Source organism: Spirosoma arboris, assembly GCF_009754945.1.
GTDB classification, from domain to species: Bacteria; Bacteroidota; Bacteroidia; order Cytophagales; family Spirosomataceae; genus Spirosoma; species Spirosoma arboris.
In genome coordinates, this window is sequence record NZ_WPIN01000016.1 from 39,711 (window position 1) to 58,858 (window position 19,148).

The following is a 19,148-nucleotide window of genomic DNA, read 5'->3' on the forward strand; positions in this document are numbered from 1 at the left end:
GGGCGCAAAGTGTAAGCAAAGTTCGCCGAGAAAAACGTAGCGCTCTTTGCGTTCTCTGCGGTTAAGTTTTTAGTAATTGCTCTACTTCCAACGCTGGAAAGAGCTTTATAAAGTGCGCTTTGATCAATTGACCAAGTAGCAATCGTTTATAAGCTTCGGTACCTCGGGCGTCGCTGATGGGCGCGATTTCGGTTTGGGCAATGCTGATTGCTTTCTGAATCAATTCTTCACTCAATAGTTTGCCTGTCAGAAATTCAGCCGTTTTTGTCAGTTGCTTCGGAATGGCTGCAACACCTCCAGCAGAAATCCTGACGTGAGTAATCAAGTCGTCCTCTACCGTGATATTGATGGCGGAATTGACGCTGGCAATGTCGAGATGTGTCCGTTTACTGACTTTCTCAAAATTGAACTGAGTGTTTTGGGCGGGAAGCGAAAAACGTATTTGTTCCAGATATTCTTCAGGCCGCTTGTCGAGCATTTTATAGCCTTGATACAAATTTCGCAGGGGTAGTTCTCTTGACAGATTGCCATCGCTAAACGTCAGCGTAGCATCCAATGCCAGAAAGAAAATCGTGAAATCGCCGATGGGGGAGGCATTGATGAAATTCCCCCCAATGGTCGCCATATTTCGGATAGGCGTAGACGATACCAGCGTTGTATAGTGTTTAAAATCAGGGAAATACTGCTGTATCAACGGTGATTCAATTAGATCAGTTACCGTCGTAGCAGGCCCAATTACACAGTCATTTCCATCCTGTCTAATCCCTTTTAAATCAGTATTGTCGAATAGAAAGCGAATAGAGGCATCCTTAATTTCATCGTGTTTCTGCACATACACATCCGTTCCACCACCAACGCGCTGAGCATGTGGGCTTGCATTGGTCAATTCACCGTTCAGGCTTGACGATAATGCTTGCAGGCGCTCCTGAATAGTGGTGAAATAGGCGGGCAAAATGGCCTGATTTGCAGCAAATTTTACCGGCTCTTCTGTTTTTCGCTTTTCCAGTAAATGGGCTACTCGAGTGGCTGCTCGTTCGATGGATTTGTAGCCCGTACATCGGCAAATATTCCCATCGACAGCAGCGATGGCATTTTGGGAAGTCGGTGCTTTTTTACTCAGGCAAAATCCCGCCATCGATACGACAAACCCCGGTGTGCAAAATCCGCACTGCGTCGCTGATTCGTCGGCCATTGCTTGTTGAATTGGGTTCAGCTCGACCATATTTATGCCTTCGATGGTTACGATGTGTTTGCCCTGTGCATTCCCCAACGGCATTAGACAGGATGTGGCTGTTCGGTATCGTAATTCGCCAGTTGACAAATCGCCCACGAGTACTGTGCAAGCCCCGCAATCGCCCTCGCGACAGCCAATTTTTGTGCCGGTTAAGTACTGATTATAGCGCACAAAATCGAGCACTGGCGTGCCGGGAGGCATCGCCGTACTGACTTCTTTATTATTTAGAATGAACTTTATCAAGACAACAGAATGCTGATTCTTATGATCAGTATGATTGTTAGGATGTATTATACTACTTCAACTGGCTCTTCGTCCAGCTTCTTCTGTTTATCGCCGGTCGGCAAAAGCAGATTGAGCAATAAAGCGGCTAATCCGCCTGCTGAAACACCTGATTCCAAGAACGTTTGCACGACGCCAGGGAGCGTTTTTAACCATTCTTCCTGTGATGGTACGCCGATGCCAACGCCTAAAGAAATGGCCGCAATCAACGCATCTCGTTGCGATAAGCCACCCGATACCATTAAGCGTAAGCCTGATACGGCTACTAAACCAAAGAGCATGATGGCTAATGCTCCTAGGACGCAAGGGGGCATAACCGTAATCCAACGGCCAACGGGTGGAAAGAGACCCAAACACAACAAAATTATCGCCATGAGCCAGCCAATTCGACGAGCTGCAACACCCGTCATCTGAATAACGCCGTTGTTCTGAGCATACGTAGCACTTGGGAAACCGCCAATTAACGCTGACCCGATGCAGGTTAGTCCGTCTGCTAAAATTCCTCCCCGAATTCGAGTCCAATGGTCAGGCCCATCAGTCGGTAGACTTGACAATTGAGATGTAGCTGTAATATCGCCCATCGCTTCCAATACGCAGACAAGGTAAATAAACGCGAACGGAAACAGTAACTCCCATTTAAATGCAAGCCCATGCGGAAACAATTGAGGAACAGTAATCCATGAGCCATTGCTGGGAGCAGGAGCTTGAAGCCAACCCATTGCTCCACAAATTGTATAGCCGGTAACCACGCCAACGAGTACCGCGGCCATCCGTGCCCACGATTTGCCTATCGACTGGGCAATAATCATGACCACAATGACAATCAGAGCAACAAGTCCACCGCTCCAGGCTGGGGCTCCTTCGGCAGGCAATCGGGCAATGCTGCGCATACCGGTTGGAATTAGCGAAAGCCCGATCAGCAACACCACAATTCCCGAAACCAGTGGCGTAAACACTCGCTTTAGTTTGGGCAAAAAAGGAGCTAAGGCAAGCTGTACGGGTGTTCCGGCCAGCGACATGCCGACCATGAGCGGCAAACCGCCCGCTATGCCCGCCTGAATAAGCGGAGCTAAAAAAGCGAAACTGGTACCCGTGATACTAAGCAGCCCGGAGCCGATAAACCCAAGTCGCATAGTTTGAAGAAACGTACCCAGCGCTGATGCGACCAGCGCCATGCTCACCAAATAGGCGGTGTCCTGCGGACTAATGTGTAAAATACCCGACAAAATCAGCGCTGGTGTAATGGTGCCTACCACCATAGCACCAACCTGTTGCAGACTCACCAAGAGCGCCGGAACCAGAGGAACCTTGTCTTCCAGGCCGTAAACGAGACGGGTCGATTGCGCGTTACCGGGTTCGCTCATAGGTTGTGCAAGTTTCGTCAATGATCATTCAGGGGCAAACCGCGCCGTTGAAACTCTTTCCAGTTCAGGTATTCGTCGCCCTTGCGTTGCTCCACCATCGTGATGCAGCTATCGACCGGGCATACTAATTTACACAAATTACAGCCAACACACTCATCTTCTTTAATCGAATAGGTGTTGTACGGATTGCCAAATGTTAGATTAATGGATTGATGAGAAGTGTCCTCGCAGGCGATATAGCACAGTCCGCAATGAATGCACTTGTCCTGATTGATGTTAGCAACAATATGGTAATTGATATCCAGATCTTCCCAATGCGTGATCGTAGGCACCGATTTGCCAATGAAATCGTCGAGAGTTTTAAAGCCTTTCTCGTCCATCCAGTTATTCATGCCGTCAATCATATCGTCAACAATGCGAAAACCGTGCTTCATGACAGCTGTACATACCTGCACATTGGACGCGCCCAGGAGCATAAACTCAACCGCATCTTTCCAGGTACTAACCCCGCCAATGCCCGAAATGGGCACATGCGATGTCATTGGGTCCTGCGCAATGGTCGTGAGCATTTTCAATGCGATGGGTTTAACGGCCGGACCACAATACCCGCCATAAACCGATTTGCCCGCTACGTATGGATTGGGAACAAACGTATCTAGATCAACACCTGTTACCGACTGAATTGTATTGATCAAAGACAGCGCATTGGTACCTCCCTCAACCGAGGCTCGACCCGTTGGCACCACTGAATGGACGTTGGGTGTCAGTTTGGTAATGACCGGAAGTGTTGCTTTTTCCATGACCCATTCGACCACCATTTTGGCAATTTCAGGGTCCTGGCCAACAGCCGCACCCATACCGCGTTCGGTCATGCCATGCGGACAGCCGAAGTTAAGTTCGAGGCCGTGTGCACCCGTATCTTCGACCTGAGCGATAAGCTCGTGCCATTTCTCACGGGTATTGTCGGCCATAAGCGACACGATCATGGCCCGGTCGGGAAATAGACGCACGCACTCGGCGATTTCGCGGAGATTGATGTCTAACGGGCGGTCAGAAATGAGTTCGATGTTGTTGAAACCCATCATTTTCGTGCCACCATAATCAATGGACGAATAGCGTGAGGAAACGTTCTTGACCTGACTGCCAAGTGTTTTCCAGACAACACCCCCCCAACCGGCTTCGAACGCCCGGAGTACGTTATATTGTTTATCCGTCGGCGGAGCGCTCGCCAACCAGAATGGATTAGGCGATTTAATACCGAGGAAGTTTGCGCGTAGATCTGCCATGTGTTTAAAGAGCGAATGAGTGAAAGAGTAAATGAGTGAAAAGACAGACAGCACATTGGAGTGCCAGCCCGCTCTTTCATTCTTTCGCTCTTTTACTCTTTATGAAGTTTAATATCGACCTTGCCCCATCTTTCCCTGCTTGCACGGCATCGACGACCTCTTTGCCGCCGTTTACGCAGTCGCCACCGGCAAAGACGCCGGGAATATTGGTGGCACAGTTGCTGTCGATAGCCACTTTGCCATTCCAGTGATTGAGTTGATTACGACTAACCAGTTCCTCGTAGGGAACCTGACCGGCTGCTTTGATGACCATGTCGACGTTTAGGGTAATTGTCTCGCCCGTTTCTACCGGCGACCGACGACCGCTGGTATCGGATACACCCAGTTCCATTACGTTGCAAATCAGTTGGGTAACCTGTCCGTTTTCGCCCTTGATTTCTTTGGGAGATGCCAGCCAGATGATGTTGCAACCATCTAATTTAGCCAGATTTAGCTCAACTTCGGTGCTGGGCATTTCAGCCTGTGTGCGTCGGTAAACAATAGTTACCTCCTTGGCTCCCAGTCGTTTCGCTTGCGTAGCAGCATCAATGGCCGTCATGCCGAGACCAATTACCGCTACTTTATCGCCAACGGGGATGGATGGATAACCTTTCTCGCGGATGTCGTAAATGAAGCGAATAGCATCTTCAACGCCTATAAGGTCTTCGCCGGGAATATCCAGTTGCCTGGCCACACCAACCCCGATGCCCATGTAGACAGCATCATAATTGGCTTGTAGATCGGCTAACGAAACGTTCTTGCCCAATTCCTGTCCATACTTAATATCGATACCGCCTAGCGAGGTAATAAAATTGACTTCGTCTTCACAAAATTCAGGCGTCACTTTATAAGCCGCAATGCCGTAAGTCATCAGACCGCCACCTTTCGCTTCTTTTTCGTAGATCGTTACGTCAATACCTTCCCGGCTCAGTACGTGGGCGCAACTTAAGCCCGCTGGGCCAGCGCCCACAACCGCGACTTTCCGGCCCGTAGATGGTTTGCGTTGGAAAAGCGGCCACTTTTGCTCAATAGCTTTCTCTGTCGAGTAACGTTGCAGCTTGGCAATTGGAATGGGCGGTTCTTCCAGCAGATTAAAGACGCAGGAGCCTTCGCACAATTTCTCGACTGGGCACACTTTCGAGCAGCCACCCCCCATGATATTGGAATCGAAAATCGTATAGGCCGACCCTTTCACGTTATCGGTCGTGATCTGCTTGATGAACTTCGGAATGTTGATGCTGGTCGGGCAGCTTTTTATACAAGGCGCATCGTAACAAAATAGACAGCGATTCGCTTCCACCAAAGCCGCTTCCCGAGAGTCAAACGGCGGGTGAATGTCGCTGAAGTTTTGCTCGTATTGTTCAGTCGTTAAACGGTTATTGAGGATTGCCACGTTTATTAATGATGAATTATGAATGATAAATGATGAATTGCGAATGATGAGTTGCTGAAAAATCATTTATCATTCATAATTCATCATTCCTTTAAAGTTCTACCAACTTACCATACGTCTCTGGTCGGCGGTCGCGGAAGAATTGCCAGACGCTGCGAACTTCGTCAATCATATCGAGATCGAATTCGGAAATCAGCAGTTCATCTTTGTCTTCCGAAGCTGTGGCAAAAATCTGCCCGCGTGGGTCAACGAAGTACGAAGAGCCGTAGAATCGCCCCAGATTCCAGGGTTTCTCTTCGCCAACTCGGTTAATACATCCCATAAAATAGCCATTAGCAGCTGCATGGGCGGGTTGCTCCAGTTTCCAGAGATATTGCGATAGACCCGCTACTGTAGCTGATGGATTGTACACGATTTCGGCACCGTTAAGGCCCAGGCACCGCGCTCCGTCGGGGAAATGGCGATCGTAGCATATGTACACGCCAACTTTGGCATACATCGTCTGGAAAACCGGATAGCCTAGATTACCCGGCTTGAAAAAAAACTTCTCCCAGAAACCAGACGTATGCGGAATATGATTTTTACGGTATTTGCCCAGATACGTACCGTCGGCGTCGATGACAGCTGCTGTGTTGTAGAGGACGCCAGCCTGTTCTTTTTCGTAGACGGGCACAATCATCACCATTTTATACTTTTTGGCATATTCGGCCATACGGTCGGTGGTAGGACCGGGAACGGATTCTGCCGACGCGTACCAGGCACTGTTCTGGCCTGGGCAGAAATAGGGGGTACTAAATATCTCCTGTAAGCAAAGAATCTGCACACCTTTCTCACCGGCTTCTTCGATGAGTGGAATATGCTTTTGGATCATTGCCTCTTTAATTTCCTCCATCGTACCTTCCCCTTCGGTCATCGGCAGACTCATTTGTATCAGTCCAGATTTGATAATTCGTGGCATGTTGGTTTTGTGTTAGTTGGTAAAACCTCACCCCCGGCCTCTCTCCTGAAAGCAGGAGAGGGGAGCAAAATTTGCGCTTTCACCCCTCTCCTGTTTTAGGAGAGGGGCTGGGGGTGAGGTGAATTTTTTCCTACGTTTAAATCTTCCCGCTTACTTTCTTTCGCTTGATAAACTGACCGTACCCCTTATCAACCAGGCATTTATCGTCATTTATAGCGACAGTGCCGCGAAGCAGGACAGTTTTTACTTTCCCAGTTAGTTCCCAGCCTTCGTACCCAGAATAATCCACGTTCATATGGTGCGTTTTGGCTGAAAGCGTATGGGTTTCGTTGGGGTCGAAAATGACAATATCTGCATCACTGCCTACGGCAATCGTTCCTTTACGCGGGAACATGCCGAAGATTTTGGCAGGATTCGTACAAGCCACCTCAACATATTTATTTAAGGTGATTTTGCCTTTGTGTACACCTTCACTGTAGAGCAGTTCCATGCGATTTTCGACAGCTGGATGCCCATTAGGAATCTTGGAGAAATCATCTTTCCCCATCAATTTCTGCTCCCACATAAACGGGCAGTGGTCCGTAGCGACAACTTGCACCAGGCCCTGATTGATACCGGACCAGAGCGATTGCTGGTCTTTCTTCTCCCGCAAGGGCGGGCTCATGACCCACTTTGCACCCTCGAAGTTCTGCTCATAAAGCGATGCGTCGAGAACAAGGTATTGAATACAGGTTTCGACAAAGACTTTCTGATTGCGCCGGGTTGCATTTCGAACCGCGTTCAGAGCTCCTTCGCAGGTCATGTGAACGATGTAGCCGGGGCAGCCCGTGTAGTCAGCCATGTCAGAAAAACGACCGCTGGCCTCCGCTTCGGTCACCTCAGGTTGAGAAAGGTAGTGGTAAAGTGGAGCAAGTTTGCCCTCAGACCGATGTTTGGCCGTGAGATAGTCAATCACATCGCCGTTGGTGGCGTGAACGGTGACCATGCCACCCTGTTTTTTTACTTCCTGCATCAGACCAATCATCTGACGATCATCGATCATCAGCGCACCTTTGTAGGCCATAAAGGTTTTAAACGAGGTAATCCCTTCGTTTTCAACCATATCCTGGATTTCTGCCTTCGTATTGTCGTTGAAATCCGTTACGGCCATGTGGAAACTGTAATCTCCAACGGTGGTTCCTTTGGCGCGGGAATTCCAATCGGCAAGCGCTTCTTTGAGCGAATGTCCCTGTTTTTGCAGGACGAAATCAATAACAGTTGTCGTACCGCCATATAAGGCCGCGCGAGTGCCTGTTTCGTGCGTATCGCTCGAAAACGTGCCCATAAACGGCATGGCTAAATGCACGTGCGGATCTATACCACCCGGAAATACCAGTTTGCCCGTAGCGTCGATAACCGTATCGGCCTGAACGGGCAGGTTCTTGCCAATAGCGCTAATGGTTTCACCCTCAATGAAAATATCGGCAACATAATCGTCGGCAGATGTAATAATCCGACCGTTTTTAATCAAAAGCGACATAATTAATTTATCGTTTATGGCTCTCCATTTACACGTTTAAGGTATCCTTTAACGGAGAACTGTAACTACAAATCAGATTCAAAAGTCGAGTCAGGCCCATCGGGCCGATATCATTGTAGAATGTAAGTTCCTCTGCGGATGGTAAAGCTCCGTAGGAGCGTTATCTCTTTTCAGACCCTGACCACGATGTGCTAATTTATCCACTCGAATAAATATTTTTCATCGTAGTCAACTTCAAACTTCTTCAAAAATTCTAAATACTCTTCTTGGAAGCTCCTTTTTCATTGATGGTCAGGTTGAGAAAGAATGTATTTTGTAACATTATCTAGGTGAGATTTAGAATATGAAAAAGCGCCAAACCCTTCCTGCCAATGAAACTTATTCTTTACAAATCTTCTGTCATTTATGAGTCCTGAAGAATTAGCTTTTATATCTCTAACTAAATCAGATATGGAGATAGTAGGCTTTACACTAATAAGCAAATGTGTGTGATCAGGCATACAATAAATGGCTAAAGCTTTTTGATTTTTGCCAGTTACAATTCCGCAAATGTATTTTTCCAATTCATCTCTGAAGGACTCCCTTATTAAGTTCTCCCTACCTTTCACGGCAAAAACAATCTGAATATAAATTTGCGAATATGTGTTTGCCATTCGAGCAGATGTCACGCCTATGGCGTTTTATAGTAATTTCAGGCAATTACTTTCTACAAAGATTGCAGCCCTCTGGGCTTTAAGTCCGGTCAACTGGCCTTTGTCATTGGCTGCTGAAAACTCGAAACCGAGTACTGACTTCTCATCAATCCCAAATACACCACGCCACTAACAAAAAAACCAACAAACCAGGCGTAGTTGTACAGTTGCGAAATCCAGCCAGGAACGCTATCACTCGGAATTACCTGAATGGTGGTTAGAAAGCCGGGTATATTTGGCAGAATACCGACGAGTAAGGCGATAATCGCTGCTTTATTAAACCCACCTTTAAAACGATAAATACCCGTTTCACTGTACAGATCGGCCAATACCAGCTTCTGTTTGCGCAGGAAGAAATAGTCAGCGATCATGATTCCGCCAACTGGGCCTAATAAACTAGAATAGCCAACTAACCAGGTGAAAATGAATCCCGTAGGGTCGGCGATTAGCTTCCAGGGGAAAATCAAGATACCGATGATGCCTGTGATGTAGCCCCCTTTTCGAAAGTCGATTTTTGAAGGAGCCAGGTTCGCGAAATCGTTAGCAGGACTAACAATATTCGCGGCAATGTTGGTTGCCAGGGTCGAAATCGCTACGGCAATCATCGCAACGCTGACCAGAAGTTTGCTATCAAATCGTCCCGCCAGAACGAGTGGGTCCCAAATGGTAGTACCGTAGATAATAGTTGTAGCCGAGGTAACGACAACGCCAATGAACGAAAAGAGCGTCATGGCCGGCGGAAGCCCGATAACTTGCCCGCGTACCTGCGCCTGCTGGCTGGTAGCATAGCGCGTAAAATCGGGAATATTCAGCGATAATGTCGCCCAGAAGCCAACCATGCCCGTTAAAGCCGGAAAGAAAAAGGCAAAGAAGGCGGCAGAGTCTGCAAATTTGGCGGGTTGTTCCAGAATAGGACCGAGGCCGTTTCCTGCCGAAATGGCCCACCAGAGCAATGCAAGTGCCGCAACAGGTAAAAAGAACGCTTTGAAAACCAGTAGCTTTTTGATGCTTTCGACGCCGAGGTATACGACGTACATATTCAACAACCAGAACAAAAAGAAGCAGATAGCCGGACCAGTTTGCAAGCCAAACGAAGTCGGGAAAGCCTGCGGCAACGTTTCCAGTGATGGAATCCATAACCGAAGCATCTGGTAAATTGAAAACCCACCAATCCAGGTCTGAATACCGAACCAGCCACAGGCCACAATAGCGCGTAACAAAGCCGGAATATTCGCTCCGCTGGTTCCGAAACTGGATCGTACCAAAACCGGGAAGGGAATCCCGTATTTAGCACCGGCATGCCCGTTCAATACCATGGGAATCAGAACAATAGTATTGCCCAGGAAGATGGTAAAAATAGCCTGCCACCAGTTCATGCCGCCCTGAATAAGCGAACTAGCCATCATATAGGTAGGAATACAGAGGCTCATGCTGATCCATAAGGCTGCATAATTCCAGGTATTCCACGTTCGTTTCGATGCGGGAATAGGGGCTAAATCCTCGCTATAGAGAGACGATGACTCATCTACGATTGCTTCTGGGGCTAGTTGTTTTACAGACACGTTTTTGGTTGTTTGAGCCGGGCCGCCGGAGCGGTTTGTAGTTCGAAGTTATAATATTTTGCTACAAACCGCTCCAACGGCTCGGTTCAAGCTACAACCAGTTAACTCAATTTCAAGGTATCAAAAACCATTTTCTTGAACTTTGCTTCGTCGGCTTCGACGCTAATGGTTGTATTTGGTTCTTTTTTCCAAACGCCAAGTTCATCTATGGCCAATGCGCCGACAGTTAGCTCCCCGTGCGTTTCGACATCCACATAACGCGATACGCTTTGCGAAATGATGGTAGGGTCAATGACAGCGGCAACGGTGATGGCATCCGGGTGATTGGAGCCGTTCATCTTCTGATGCTCTTTGCAGTATTTCCGACGAACCTTATTGATCTTCATGAAAAAATCGGAGTGTTTAGTCCCCAGCTTTGCCACGTTATCATAATCTTCATCGGTAAATACCGAACTCTTCACGCTCACATCAAACCCGACCGTTCTGATCGGAATTCCTGACTGAAATACAATCCGGGCTGCTTCGGGATCAACCCAGGCATTGTAGGTCGCTAACGGATTGACATTGCCATAAAACTTGTAGAACCCACCCATGAAATACAGCTCTTTAACCTGTTTCGCAATGGATGGCTTCCGCAGAAGTGCTAAGGCAATGTTAGTCAGCGGTCCAATGGCAACAATCGTTATCTCATTCGGATACTTCTCGACCAATCGGATCATGGCATCGACGGCGTGTTCTGTCTCAGGCTTCTGTTCCGGATCGGGGAAAAATGAATCGCTCATGCCATCGCTGCCGTGTACATAGGTAGCGCTTCCATGAATCTCCCGAACAAGTGGTCGGGAAGAACCTTGATAAACAGGGATTTGCCCTTTCTTGCCCGCCACCTGAATCGTGTACAGCGCATTTTTCGTTTGCTGCTCAAAGCCAACATTACCGACTGTAATCGTGATGGCTTCAACCTTTAATTTGGGCGACGTCACCGCCATCAGAATAGCTAAAGCATCATCGGTTGCGGTATCACTGTCGAGAATAATTCGTTTGGCTGAATCTGCCTTGAGAGGCTTTTTCCCGAAGGGCGAAACTGTTGTTCCGAAGGGTAAAAACGCTGTAGCAGGATGCAAAGCCGAAGCTGTTCCCAAAGAAAGCACCCGAATAAACTTTCGTCTAGATGTGAGCATACTGTTGTTGAGTAGTGGTTGAATTACGATGTATCCGCGCCTTGGCGATACTCCACGTAACTAGTAGAAAAAAGCCGCGAAAACCGTGCCCAAACCACTTTTTTATGCTACATACTCATCCGCAATTTTTATAGCTTCGCTAATTATCGCTAATCCTTCATCGATTTGCTCCTTCGTAACACATAAGGGAGGGGCAACAAAAATGTAGCTCCAGCGCACAAACGTATACATACCCAACTCCTTAATTTTGGCAGCCACTTTACTCATAACAGCCATTTCTTCCGGCTTGGCATTGAACGGAGCCATCGGCTCTTTCGTCGTCCGATTTTTGACCAGCTCAAAGCACCCTAGTAAGCCCCTTGTTCTGAAATCGCCGATACTTGGATGCTTCTGCTTCATTAATTCAGCCTGAGCTTCAACGTATTTGCCCATCTCGGCCGCATTCTCGATAAGGTTATCGTCCTCGTAAATTTTCAGATTCTCCAGCGCAGCTGCACAACCAACCGGGTGAGCCGCGTAGGTCATGCCTGTAGCAAGCACGGTGTCATCGTAGCGGGAAGCAATCTGATCGGTAACCATCAAACAGCCAAAGGGAATATATCCACTGGTGATGCCTTTGGCCATTGTCACCATATCGGGCACAATGCCGTGATTTTCAAAGCCAAACCACTTGCCGGTTCGACCAAAACCGCTCATTACCTCGTCGATGATTAACAGGATGCCATGCTTGTTACAGATTTCCCGGACGGCTCCCAAATAACCATCTGGATATTGCAAACATCCCGACGTACCCGACTCGCCCTCAAGCAGAATGGCAGCAATATTCCCCGGTCCTTCATAGCCAATGATTCGCTCTAAATGCGCTACGGAATCGGTCAACATACTTGCCTCGTCGTGATTCCATCGGTAACGATAAGGGATGTCGATATGGATAAAATTGGGGGCCTGCTGCGAATCGTCGGGGAGTTTACGAGGATCGCCACCGGCCGATAGAGTACCATAAGTAGCTCCATGATAGGACTGATACCGACTCAGGATTTTATGCCGTCCGGTATACAAACGGGCCAGTTTAATAGCTGCTTCAATAGAAGTCGCTCCACAGAGAGTAAAGAAAGCTTTGTTTAAATCGCCTGGACAGATTTCGGCCAGTTTTTTGCCCAACTCACCCCGAACCTTGGTCACGCAGTAGGGCGTTACATAGCTCACTTCCTGCATTTGTCGGACAACAGCTTCCGTAATGCGCTGATTACCATGCCCAATGTTAACGTTCATCAACCCCGATGAAAAGTCGATGTAGCGTTTGTCATCGTAATCGTAGAGGTAAACGCCTTTCGCATATTTCACCGCAATCGGCGAAATGTTTTTCTGTTTGCTCCACGCAAACACGGTGTAATCAAAGCTGTCCTGAAGGACTTCCTGCGTTTCGGAAAACGTTGCTGTGTCAAGCATGACTTATTGTTTCAAGTTTTTATAAAGGTTTCATGTTCAAGGTTTCAAGTTCAATGTTCCAGTTTCGAGAGCCATCTAACATGAAACTTTGAACCTGAAACCTTGAACAATAAAATCAACTCATCCAATTTATCCCCGCTTCGGGGTTCCACTTTGTGGTACTTTTCTTCAGTTTTGTCCAGAATTCGATGGAGCTTTTTCCAGTGATATCGCCCACGCCAAAGCGGCTATCATTCCAGCCGCCAAACGAAAACGGTTCTCGCGGAACGGGAACGCCCACATTGACGCCCACCATGCCAGCGCTGGCTTTGTCGATCACGTAACGCGCCATGCCACCATTCTGCGTAAATACAGATGCAGCATTGCCATAGGGATTCGCGTTCTCAATCGCCAGCGCTTCATCGACGGTCTTGGTGCGCATGATGCTGATAACCGGACCGAAAATTTCTTCCTTCGCAATGGCCATATCGGGCGTTACATAATCAATGACCGTTGGGCCAACATAGGTGCCTTTTTCTTTCCCTAAGACGGTCGGATTTCGTCCATCGACCAGCACTTTTGCTCCCTGACTTTCCGCTTCAGTAATGTATCGTTCAATCCGATCTTTAGATTCCCGGTTGATCACCGAGCCGAGGTTTTTGCCCGGAATCATTTTTTGTGCCTCTTCGCAAAGTTTTGCAATAATATGATCCACCGGTCCAACGGCTACCATTGCCGAAGCGGCCATACAACGTTGACCAGCGCAACCGGCCATAGAGGCCGTGATGTTTTGGGCAGTCATACCCGGAATGGCGTCTGGGAGCACGATGAGGTGATTTTTAGCCCCACCCAGTGCCAGGCAACGTTTGTAATTACTGGTTGCTCGTTTATAAACGGCTTTGGCAATCTTCGTAGAGCCAACAAACGAAACCGCTTCGATACCCGGATGGTCGCAAATGGCTTCAACTACCTCACGATCACCCTGAACGATATTAAAGACGCCTGCGGGCAAGCCAGCTTCCTGTAGCAACTCTGCTAGCCGTCCTACACTAAGCGGTACTTTCTCCGATGGTTTGATAATCATGCAATTACCGAGCGCAATCGCATTGGGTATTGTCCAGTTGGGTACCATACTTGGAAAGTTGAACGGAACAATACTGGCGACCACTCCCAAAGGAACATGCTCAGTCCGACACTCAACTCCACGACTTACTTCCAGTATCTCACCCGTTACGATTTGGGGTAATGAGCAGGCAAATTCAGCTAGTTCGGCTCCTTTTTCGATTTCGGCAACAGCTTCATCGTAGGTTTTTCCGTTTTCTTCCTGTACTAATAAAGCAAGTTCTTTAAGGTTCTTTTCTAGTAGGGCTTTGTAGCGAAAAAAGACTTGAACCCTTTCTTTGATGGTCGTTCGGCTCCAGGCTGGAAAGGCGGCTTTGGCAGCTTGTACAGCAGTATCCAGATCGGCAGCGGTCGATAGGGGCACGGTCGATAGCAAGGTGCCATCTACTGGCGAAATAACCGCTAGCGTTCGATCGGTCGATGCCTCGACAAATTGCCCGTTTATATAATTTCGAATTGGGGTGTACTTCATGGTTTTGTTGTAGGGCTGCATATTTTGCAGAAAAGAGAAGTGCAAACTAAAAATTATTTAGATACGAGTCAACTATTTATAGTATTTTCACCCAGCAAAATCACAGTAATGGAAAAGGACCAGACTACGCTGGATGATTTAGACTTTGCCGTCCTCTCTTGTCTTCAGAAAGATGGGCGAATGTCTTTTACAGAAATTGCCGAGCAGTTGAACGTGTCTGTTGGCACCGCCCGAACCCGGCTGAACCGCTTAGTAGAAGAAGGGATAATTAGCATTGTGGGTCGGGTTGACCCAGAAAAGGTAGGCTTTCGGGCGTATGCCCACATTGCCGTATACATTCGCCCGGCTACGCTGAAGGAGTCTGTAGCACAGGAGATTTCGAGAAAACCTGAAGTCAGTTTCTTGGCCAGTACATCGGGAGACTACGACCTGGAAGTTGATGTGATGTGCCAGAGTAACAATCACTTAGTCGAATTCGTCAATGAGATATCGACAATTGAGGGCGTCTACCAAACCAAAACGACACTATATTTTAAAGTCTATAAATACGCGCAACCTGATTTGAACCTACTGAAATAGATTTTTTCTGACAGGATTTACAGGATAAAACAGGATTTTCCTTTCTCTTGTATCCTATTTTATCCTGTCGAAGCTGGCTTAAGTTGATTGCAGGTATAAACAATAAGTGAAATAAATCCTGATTTATCCTGTAAATCCTGTCAGAAAAAATCATTTCACCGCGTTTCGCCGTTTCCGACGCCAGCGCAAAAACAGCCAGACAACGGCAGTTACAACAAGTCCGATAGGCAGGAAATAAAATACACCAACCAGTACATCGCCTATTAATTGAAAACCATCGGTCAGGTTGCGCCAGATTTGAGCATAAAAAGGCTCCTCTGGATTAAGAGCCACTTCGGTTTGCTGGTAATAGCTCAGATTAATGGTGCTAAGCGCAACTTCGTCTTTAAGTTGACGCAGTTCGGCTTCCTGTACTTCACGTTCCTCGCGAAGTTGCCCTAACTGTTCTTCTACCTTTAATACATCGCCAACTGTACGAGCCTGTTTCAGAATTTTTAGATAGGTTTCTTCAACCGCTTTTTTGCTCCGAATCCGGGCTTCTACATCGACATAATGGCGTGTCACATCTTCTGAGGTTATGGTTTTCGTGTCTGTAAAAATCGACTCTTTCAGAAGCAACGCCAGTAAGGCATCGAAGCGAGCGGCAGGAACTCGAATGACGAGGGCATTTTCGATACCCGTATCCGTTTTGGTTTCGTTCGAGCTGGTAACCTGCCCGCCAGACTGCCGAACAACCTGCTCGATGGTCTGCCCCGATACTTTAAAATCAGTTACCCGAATACGCACCTGAGCATTTCGGATAATTTTTCGGTTGACTCCCATTGACGGCTCCGGTTGTGCTTTGGGAGACGGTGTGGGTGGCTCTGGCGCCTGTTCCTCATCTGTTGCCTGCTCATCCTGCTCGGGAGATGGAGCTTTAAATGTAGCCATGCTACGGGGGGCTACGGTCTCGGCCATATTGTGTTCCGGCTTCGACTGGCAGCCCGTAACTGTCAGGAGCACTAGGAGCGTCAAAAAATAATTCATACCCATAAGATGCAGGTCGAAGCGGATTTGCACACGAATTTATCCGTTTTTTAATTTGGTCCAAAATACGCCTTATTTGCTCATTTATAGGGATTTCGTCGGACTGAACCGAACGATGTGTTAGTACATGTTGTTGTTTAAATATAACCAATCTCCGGTCTTTCGTTTGCCGTATATAACTTATGTATTTGCATAAGTCAGTGCTTTTGCGTCTATATTTGGCCCGGGCCACGTAGGCAATTCGTGTCAAAAGGCAGCGGAGACAGTATCAACCTGAACATCGATTATGTCGAAAAACTTAGTCATAGTGGAGTCGCCAGCGAAGGCGAAAACCATTGAAGGCTATCTTGGTAAGGACTTTACAGTGAAGTCAAGTTTTGGTCATGTACGCGATTTGCCCAAAGATGGGCTAGCCGTAGATGTGACCAATGGATTTCAGCCATCTTACGAAATTTCGCCCGATAAAAAGAAACTAGTCAGTGAATTGAAGTCGCTTGCGAAGGCCGCTGATGAAGTGTGGCTGGCAACGGATGATGACCGCGAAGGAGAAGCTATTTCGTGGCACCTTAAAGAAGCCCTTGGCCTGCGAGACAATACCAAACGGATTGTATTCCGGGAAATTACCAAGAATGCGATTCAGAATGCCATTAAATCGCCCCGCACCATTGACGTTGATCTGGTAAATGCCCAGCAGGCCCGACGCGTACTCGACCGACTGGTTGGTTATGAACTGTCACCGGTGCTCTGGCGCAAGATTAAGGGTGGGAGTACCGGTTTGTCGGCAGGGCGCGTGCAATCAGTTGCCCTGCGACTTGTGGTGGAACGCGAGCGGGAAATTGACAAACACTCGGCCAAATCGTCGTTTAAGGTCACGGCGCAGTTCATTGTGGATGGTAATAAAATCCTGAACGCCGAACTACCGAAGAACTTTGCAACTGCTGGTCAGGCGAGAGCGTTTCTGGAGGCTTGTGTCGGGGCGACGTTTACGATCAAGAACCTGGAAGTTAAGCCCGCCAAGAAATCGCCTGCACCGCCGTTTACGACCTCGACTCTGCAACAGGAAGCGTCGCGCAAATTGAGCTACTCGGTCGACCGTACCATGCGGATTGCGCAAAACCTGTATGAAGCCGGTAAGATTTCGTACATGCGGACAGACTCGACGAATCTTTCGACCGAAGCGATTGATAAAGCAGTTGCCGAAATCGGGTCTGAGTTTGGCCAGAAATATATACAGACGCGGCAATTCAAGACTAAAAACGAATCGGCACAAGAGGCCCACGAAGCCATCCGTCCCACGAATTTCAACGATCGTAGTGCTGGCGCGGATCGTGACCAGAAACGTTTGTACGAGCTGATCTGGAAACGGGCCATTGCCTCGCAAATGGCCGATGCGCAACTCGAACGGACAACGGTTACGATTGGAATTCGATTCGCGAATGGGGCTACAACCACCGTTCAGGCTCATGTTGATGACAGCCCGTTTGTCGATACACCACCAGCTACCCAGGCACAACAGTTTCCAAATGAACTCATTGCACAGGGTGAAGTGATTAAATTCGACGGCTTTCTGCGCGTTTATCTCGAATCGAAAGATGATGAGGACGACGAAGACGCGAAAGGAATGCTTCCGCCACTGACCATTGGGCAAGGTCTGAATCTTGGTCAGATGAAGGCGACCGAGAAATTCACGCGTCCGCAGCCTCGCTATGCTGAAGCCTCGCTAGTGAAAAAACTGGAAGAAATGGGCATTGGTCGCCCATCGACGTACGCACCTACCATTTCGACCATTATTAACCGAGGCTACGTCATCAAGCAGGATAAGCCCGGCCAGGAGCGAAAATATACTGAGTATACGCTTCAGCAAAACAAGATCAGCGAAACCAGCGGTAAAGAAACGTTCGGCTCCGAAAAAGCCAAGTTATTCCCAACCAACACGGGTATTGTGGTCAATGATTTTCTGGTTGAATATTTCCCGGACATCGTTGACTATCAGTTCACTGCAACGGTAGAAAAGGAGTTTGACGAGATCGCCGATGGAAAGATGAACTGGAAAGCGATGCTGGAAGGATTCTATGGCGATTTTCACAAAAACATCGAAGACATTCAGGGCTCGTCGATCGTTTCATTTAAGACAGGCGCCCGCGAGTTGGGCCTTGATCCCCGAACCGGTAAGAAAGTATCGGCGCGGTTGGGTAAATACGGTGCCTACGCCCAAATCGGTGAATCGACCGATGAGGAGAAACCGCAATATGCTAATCTGCGGGATGGCCAGCTGATCGAAACTATCACCTTGCAGGATGCGCTGGATTTATTCACGCTGCCTCGTGAGGTTGGTTTCTTTGAAGACAAACCGATGACGATTGGCATTGGTAAGTTTGGCCCTTATGTGAAGCATGATGATAAATACGTATCGCTGACGAAAGAGGACGATCCGTATTCGATTGATGCCGATCGCACCATTCAACTTATTCAACAGAAACGAGCTGAGTCGATCAGTGAAGCTATTGGTGAGTATGAAGGTAAGCTTGTCACGACTGGTAAAGGACGTTTTGGACCCTACGTAAAGTACGAAGACAAGTACATTTCGATTCCCCGGAATGAATCATTGGCTGGTCTGTCATTGGAAAGAGCCATTGAGTTGATTCTGGCTAAGCGTCAGGCCGAAGCGAATAAATACATTAAAGAGTTTCCGGAAAACCCGGCTGTTAAGGTGGTAAATGGGCAGTACGGGCCGTACCTGGCCGTTGGTAAGCGCAATGTCAAAATCCCGAAAGACATTGATCCCGCTTCATTAACTCTCGAAGATTGTCTGAAACTGGCGGGCGACGAGCCGGCTCCTGCGAAAAAGGCAGCACCAGCGAAGGCAAAGGCGACAGCAACGACTACTAAGAAGCCAGCTGCCAAAGCACCAGCCAAGAAAGCAGCCGCGAAAAAGTAAGCATCAATAACGTAAAACAGAAAGCCTTCCGACGTCGGAAGGCTTTCTGTTTTTAATACCCTTTGAAAATTCCTCA

13 protein-coding genes and 1 pseudogene are annotated in these 19,148 nt (G+C 48.0%); 2 read left to right on the top strand and 12 right to left on the bottom strand.

Annotated features, from left to right (window positions below; translation table 11 throughout):
* Window positions 1–61: 61 nt before the first annotated feature.
* From GO755_RS30875 to GO755_RS30925, 11 genes and pseudogenes are all read right to left on the bottom strand, one after another.
* Window positions 62–1,477: an FAD binding domain-containing protein gene (locus GO755_RS30875; protein ID WP_157589294.1), complete on the bottom strand. Its 1,416-nt coding sequence runs from the start codon at window positions 1,475–1,477 to the stop codon at window positions 62–64.
* 47 nt (window positions 1,478–1,524) lie between these two features.
* Window positions 1,525–2,880 carry a uracil-xanthine permease family protein gene (locus tag GO755_RS30880; RefSeq protein ID WP_157589295.1) on the bottom strand — a complete coding sequence of 452 codons (1,356 nt, stop codon included), beginning with the start codon at window positions 2,878–2,880 and terminating at the stop codon, window positions 1,525–1,527.
* A gap of 17 nt (window positions 2,881–2,897) precedes the next feature.
* Window positions 2,898–4,166 carry an NAD-dependent dihydropyrimidine dehydrogenase subunit PreA gene (gene preA / locus GO755_RS30885; RefSeq protein WP_157589296.1) on the bottom strand — a complete coding sequence of 423 codons (1,269 nt, stop codon included), beginning with the start codon at window positions 4,164–4,166 and terminating at the stop codon, window positions 2,898–2,900.
* A 76-nt stretch (window positions 4,167–4,242) separates the two neighbouring features.
* On the bottom strand, window positions 4,243–5,598 hold the full coding sequence (locus GO755_RS30890) for an NAD(P)-dependent oxidoreductase (RefSeq protein ID WP_317165986.1): 1,356 nt from the start codon (window positions 5,596–5,598) through the stop codon (window positions 4,243–4,245).
* A gap of 91 nt (window positions 5,599–5,689) precedes the next feature.
* The gene (locus GO755_RS30895; protein ID WP_227687154.1) at window positions 5,690–6,556 is read right to left on the bottom strand and encodes a nitrilase-related carbon-nitrogen hydrolase; all 867 of its coding nucleotides are present in this window, start codon (window positions 6,554–6,556) and stop codon (window positions 5,690–5,692) included.
* A 136-nt stretch (window positions 6,557–6,692) separates the two neighbouring features.
* On the bottom strand, window positions 6,693–8,075 hold the full coding sequence (hydA, locus tag GO755_RS30900; RefSeq protein WP_157589298.1) for a dihydropyrimidinase: 1,383 nt from the start codon (window positions 8,073–8,075) through the stop codon (window positions 6,693–6,695).
* Between the two features lie 191 nt (window positions 8,076–8,266).
* Window positions 8,267–8,728: pseudogene (gene tnpA, locus GO755_RS30905) on the bottom strand (IS200/IS605 family transposase).
* Between the two features lie 89 nt (window positions 8,729–8,817).
* On the bottom strand, window positions 8,818–10,329 hold the full coding sequence (locus GO755_RS30910) for an NCS1 family nucleobase:cation symporter-1 (protein WP_317165989.1): 1,512 nt from the start codon (window positions 10,327–10,329) through the stop codon (window positions 8,818–8,820).
* 101 nt (window positions 10,330–10,430) lie between these two features.
* On the bottom strand, window positions 10,431–11,507 hold the full coding sequence (locus tag GO755_RS30915; protein WP_157589299.1) for a nucleoside hydrolase: 1,077 nt from the start codon (window positions 11,505–11,507) through the stop codon (window positions 10,431–10,433).
* Window positions 11,508–11,609: 102 nt separating this feature from the next.
* Window positions 11,610–12,956, bottom strand: coding sequence for an aminotransferase class III-fold pyridoxal phosphate-dependent enzyme (locus tag GO755_RS30920; RefSeq protein ID WP_157589300.1), 1,347 nt, complete (start codon window positions 12,954–12,956; stop codon window positions 11,610–11,612).
* A 115-nt stretch (window positions 12,957–13,071) separates the two neighbouring features.
* Window positions 13,072–14,529, bottom strand: a complete 1,458-nt coding sequence (locus GO755_RS30925; protein WP_157589301.1) for a CoA-acylating methylmalonate-semialdehyde dehydrogenase — start codon at window positions 14,527–14,529, stop codon at window positions 13,072–13,074.
* A gap of 108 nt (window positions 14,530–14,637) precedes the next feature.
* Between GO755_RS30925 and GO755_RS30930 the strand changes: the two genes are divergently transcribed.
* A complete protein-coding gene (locus GO755_RS30930) occupies window positions 14,638–15,108 on the top strand; it encodes an Lrp/AsnC family transcriptional regulator (RefSeq protein WP_157589302.1) in 471 nt (156 codons plus the stop codon).
* Between the two features lie 150 nt (window positions 15,109–15,258).
* Here GO755_RS30930 and GO755_RS30935 read toward each other — a convergent pair whose 3' ends face one another.
* Window positions 15,259–16,167 (bottom strand): DUF4349 domain-containing protein, encoded by a 909-nt coding sequence (locus tag GO755_RS30935; RefSeq protein WP_157589303.1) that lies wholly within the window; start codon window positions 16,165–16,167, stop codon window positions 15,259–15,261.
* Between the two features lie 253 nt (window positions 16,168–16,420).
* On the opposite strand from GO755_RS30935, the gene topA reads away from it, so the two are divergent.
* On the top strand, window positions 16,421–19,072 hold the full coding sequence (gene topA / locus GO755_RS30940; RefSeq protein WP_157589304.1) for a type I DNA topoisomerase: 2,652 nt from the start codon (window positions 16,421–16,423) through the stop codon (window positions 19,070–19,072).
* Window positions 19,073–19,148: the final 76 nt, after the last annotated feature.

What these genes read in the sequence shown, in the direction of transcription:
- hydA (WP_157589298.1), bottom strand. Translation starts at nt 8,075, where the DNA reads ATGTCGCTTTTGATTAAAAACGGTCGGATTATTACATCTGCCGACGAT.
- GO755_RS30915 (WP_157589299.1), bottom strand. Translation starts at nt 11,507, where the DNA reads ATGCTCACATCTAGACGAAAGTTTATTCGGGTGCTTTCTTTGGGAACA.
- GO755_RS30925 (WP_157589301.1), bottom strand. Translation starts at nt 14,529, where the DNA reads ATGAAGTACACCCCAATTCGAAATTATATAAACGGGCAATTTGTCGAG.
- GO755_RS30920 (WP_157589300.1), bottom strand. Translation starts at nt 12,956, where the DNA reads ATGCTTGACACAGCAACGTTTTCCGAAACGCAGGAAGTCCTTCAGGAC.
- GO755_RS30895 (WP_227687154.1), bottom strand. Translation starts at nt 6,556, where the DNA reads ATGCCACGAATTATCAAATCTGGACTGATACAAATGAGTCTGCCGATG.
- GO755_RS30880 (WP_157589295.1), bottom strand. Translation starts at nt 2,880, where the DNA reads ATGAGCGAACCCGGTAACGCGCAATCGACCCGTCTCGTTTACGGCCTG.
- topA (WP_157589304.1), top strand. Translation starts at nt 16,421, where the DNA reads ATGTCGAAAAACTTAGTCATAGTGGAGTCGCCAGCGAAGGCGAAAACC.
- preA (WP_157589296.1), bottom strand. Translation starts at nt 4,166, where the DNA reads ATGGCAGATCTACGCGCAAACTTCCTCGGTATTAAATCGCCTAATCCA.
- GO755_RS30930 (WP_157589302.1), top strand. Translation starts at nt 14,638, where the DNA reads ATGGAAAAGGACCAGACTACGCTGGATGATTTAGACTTTGCCGTCCTC.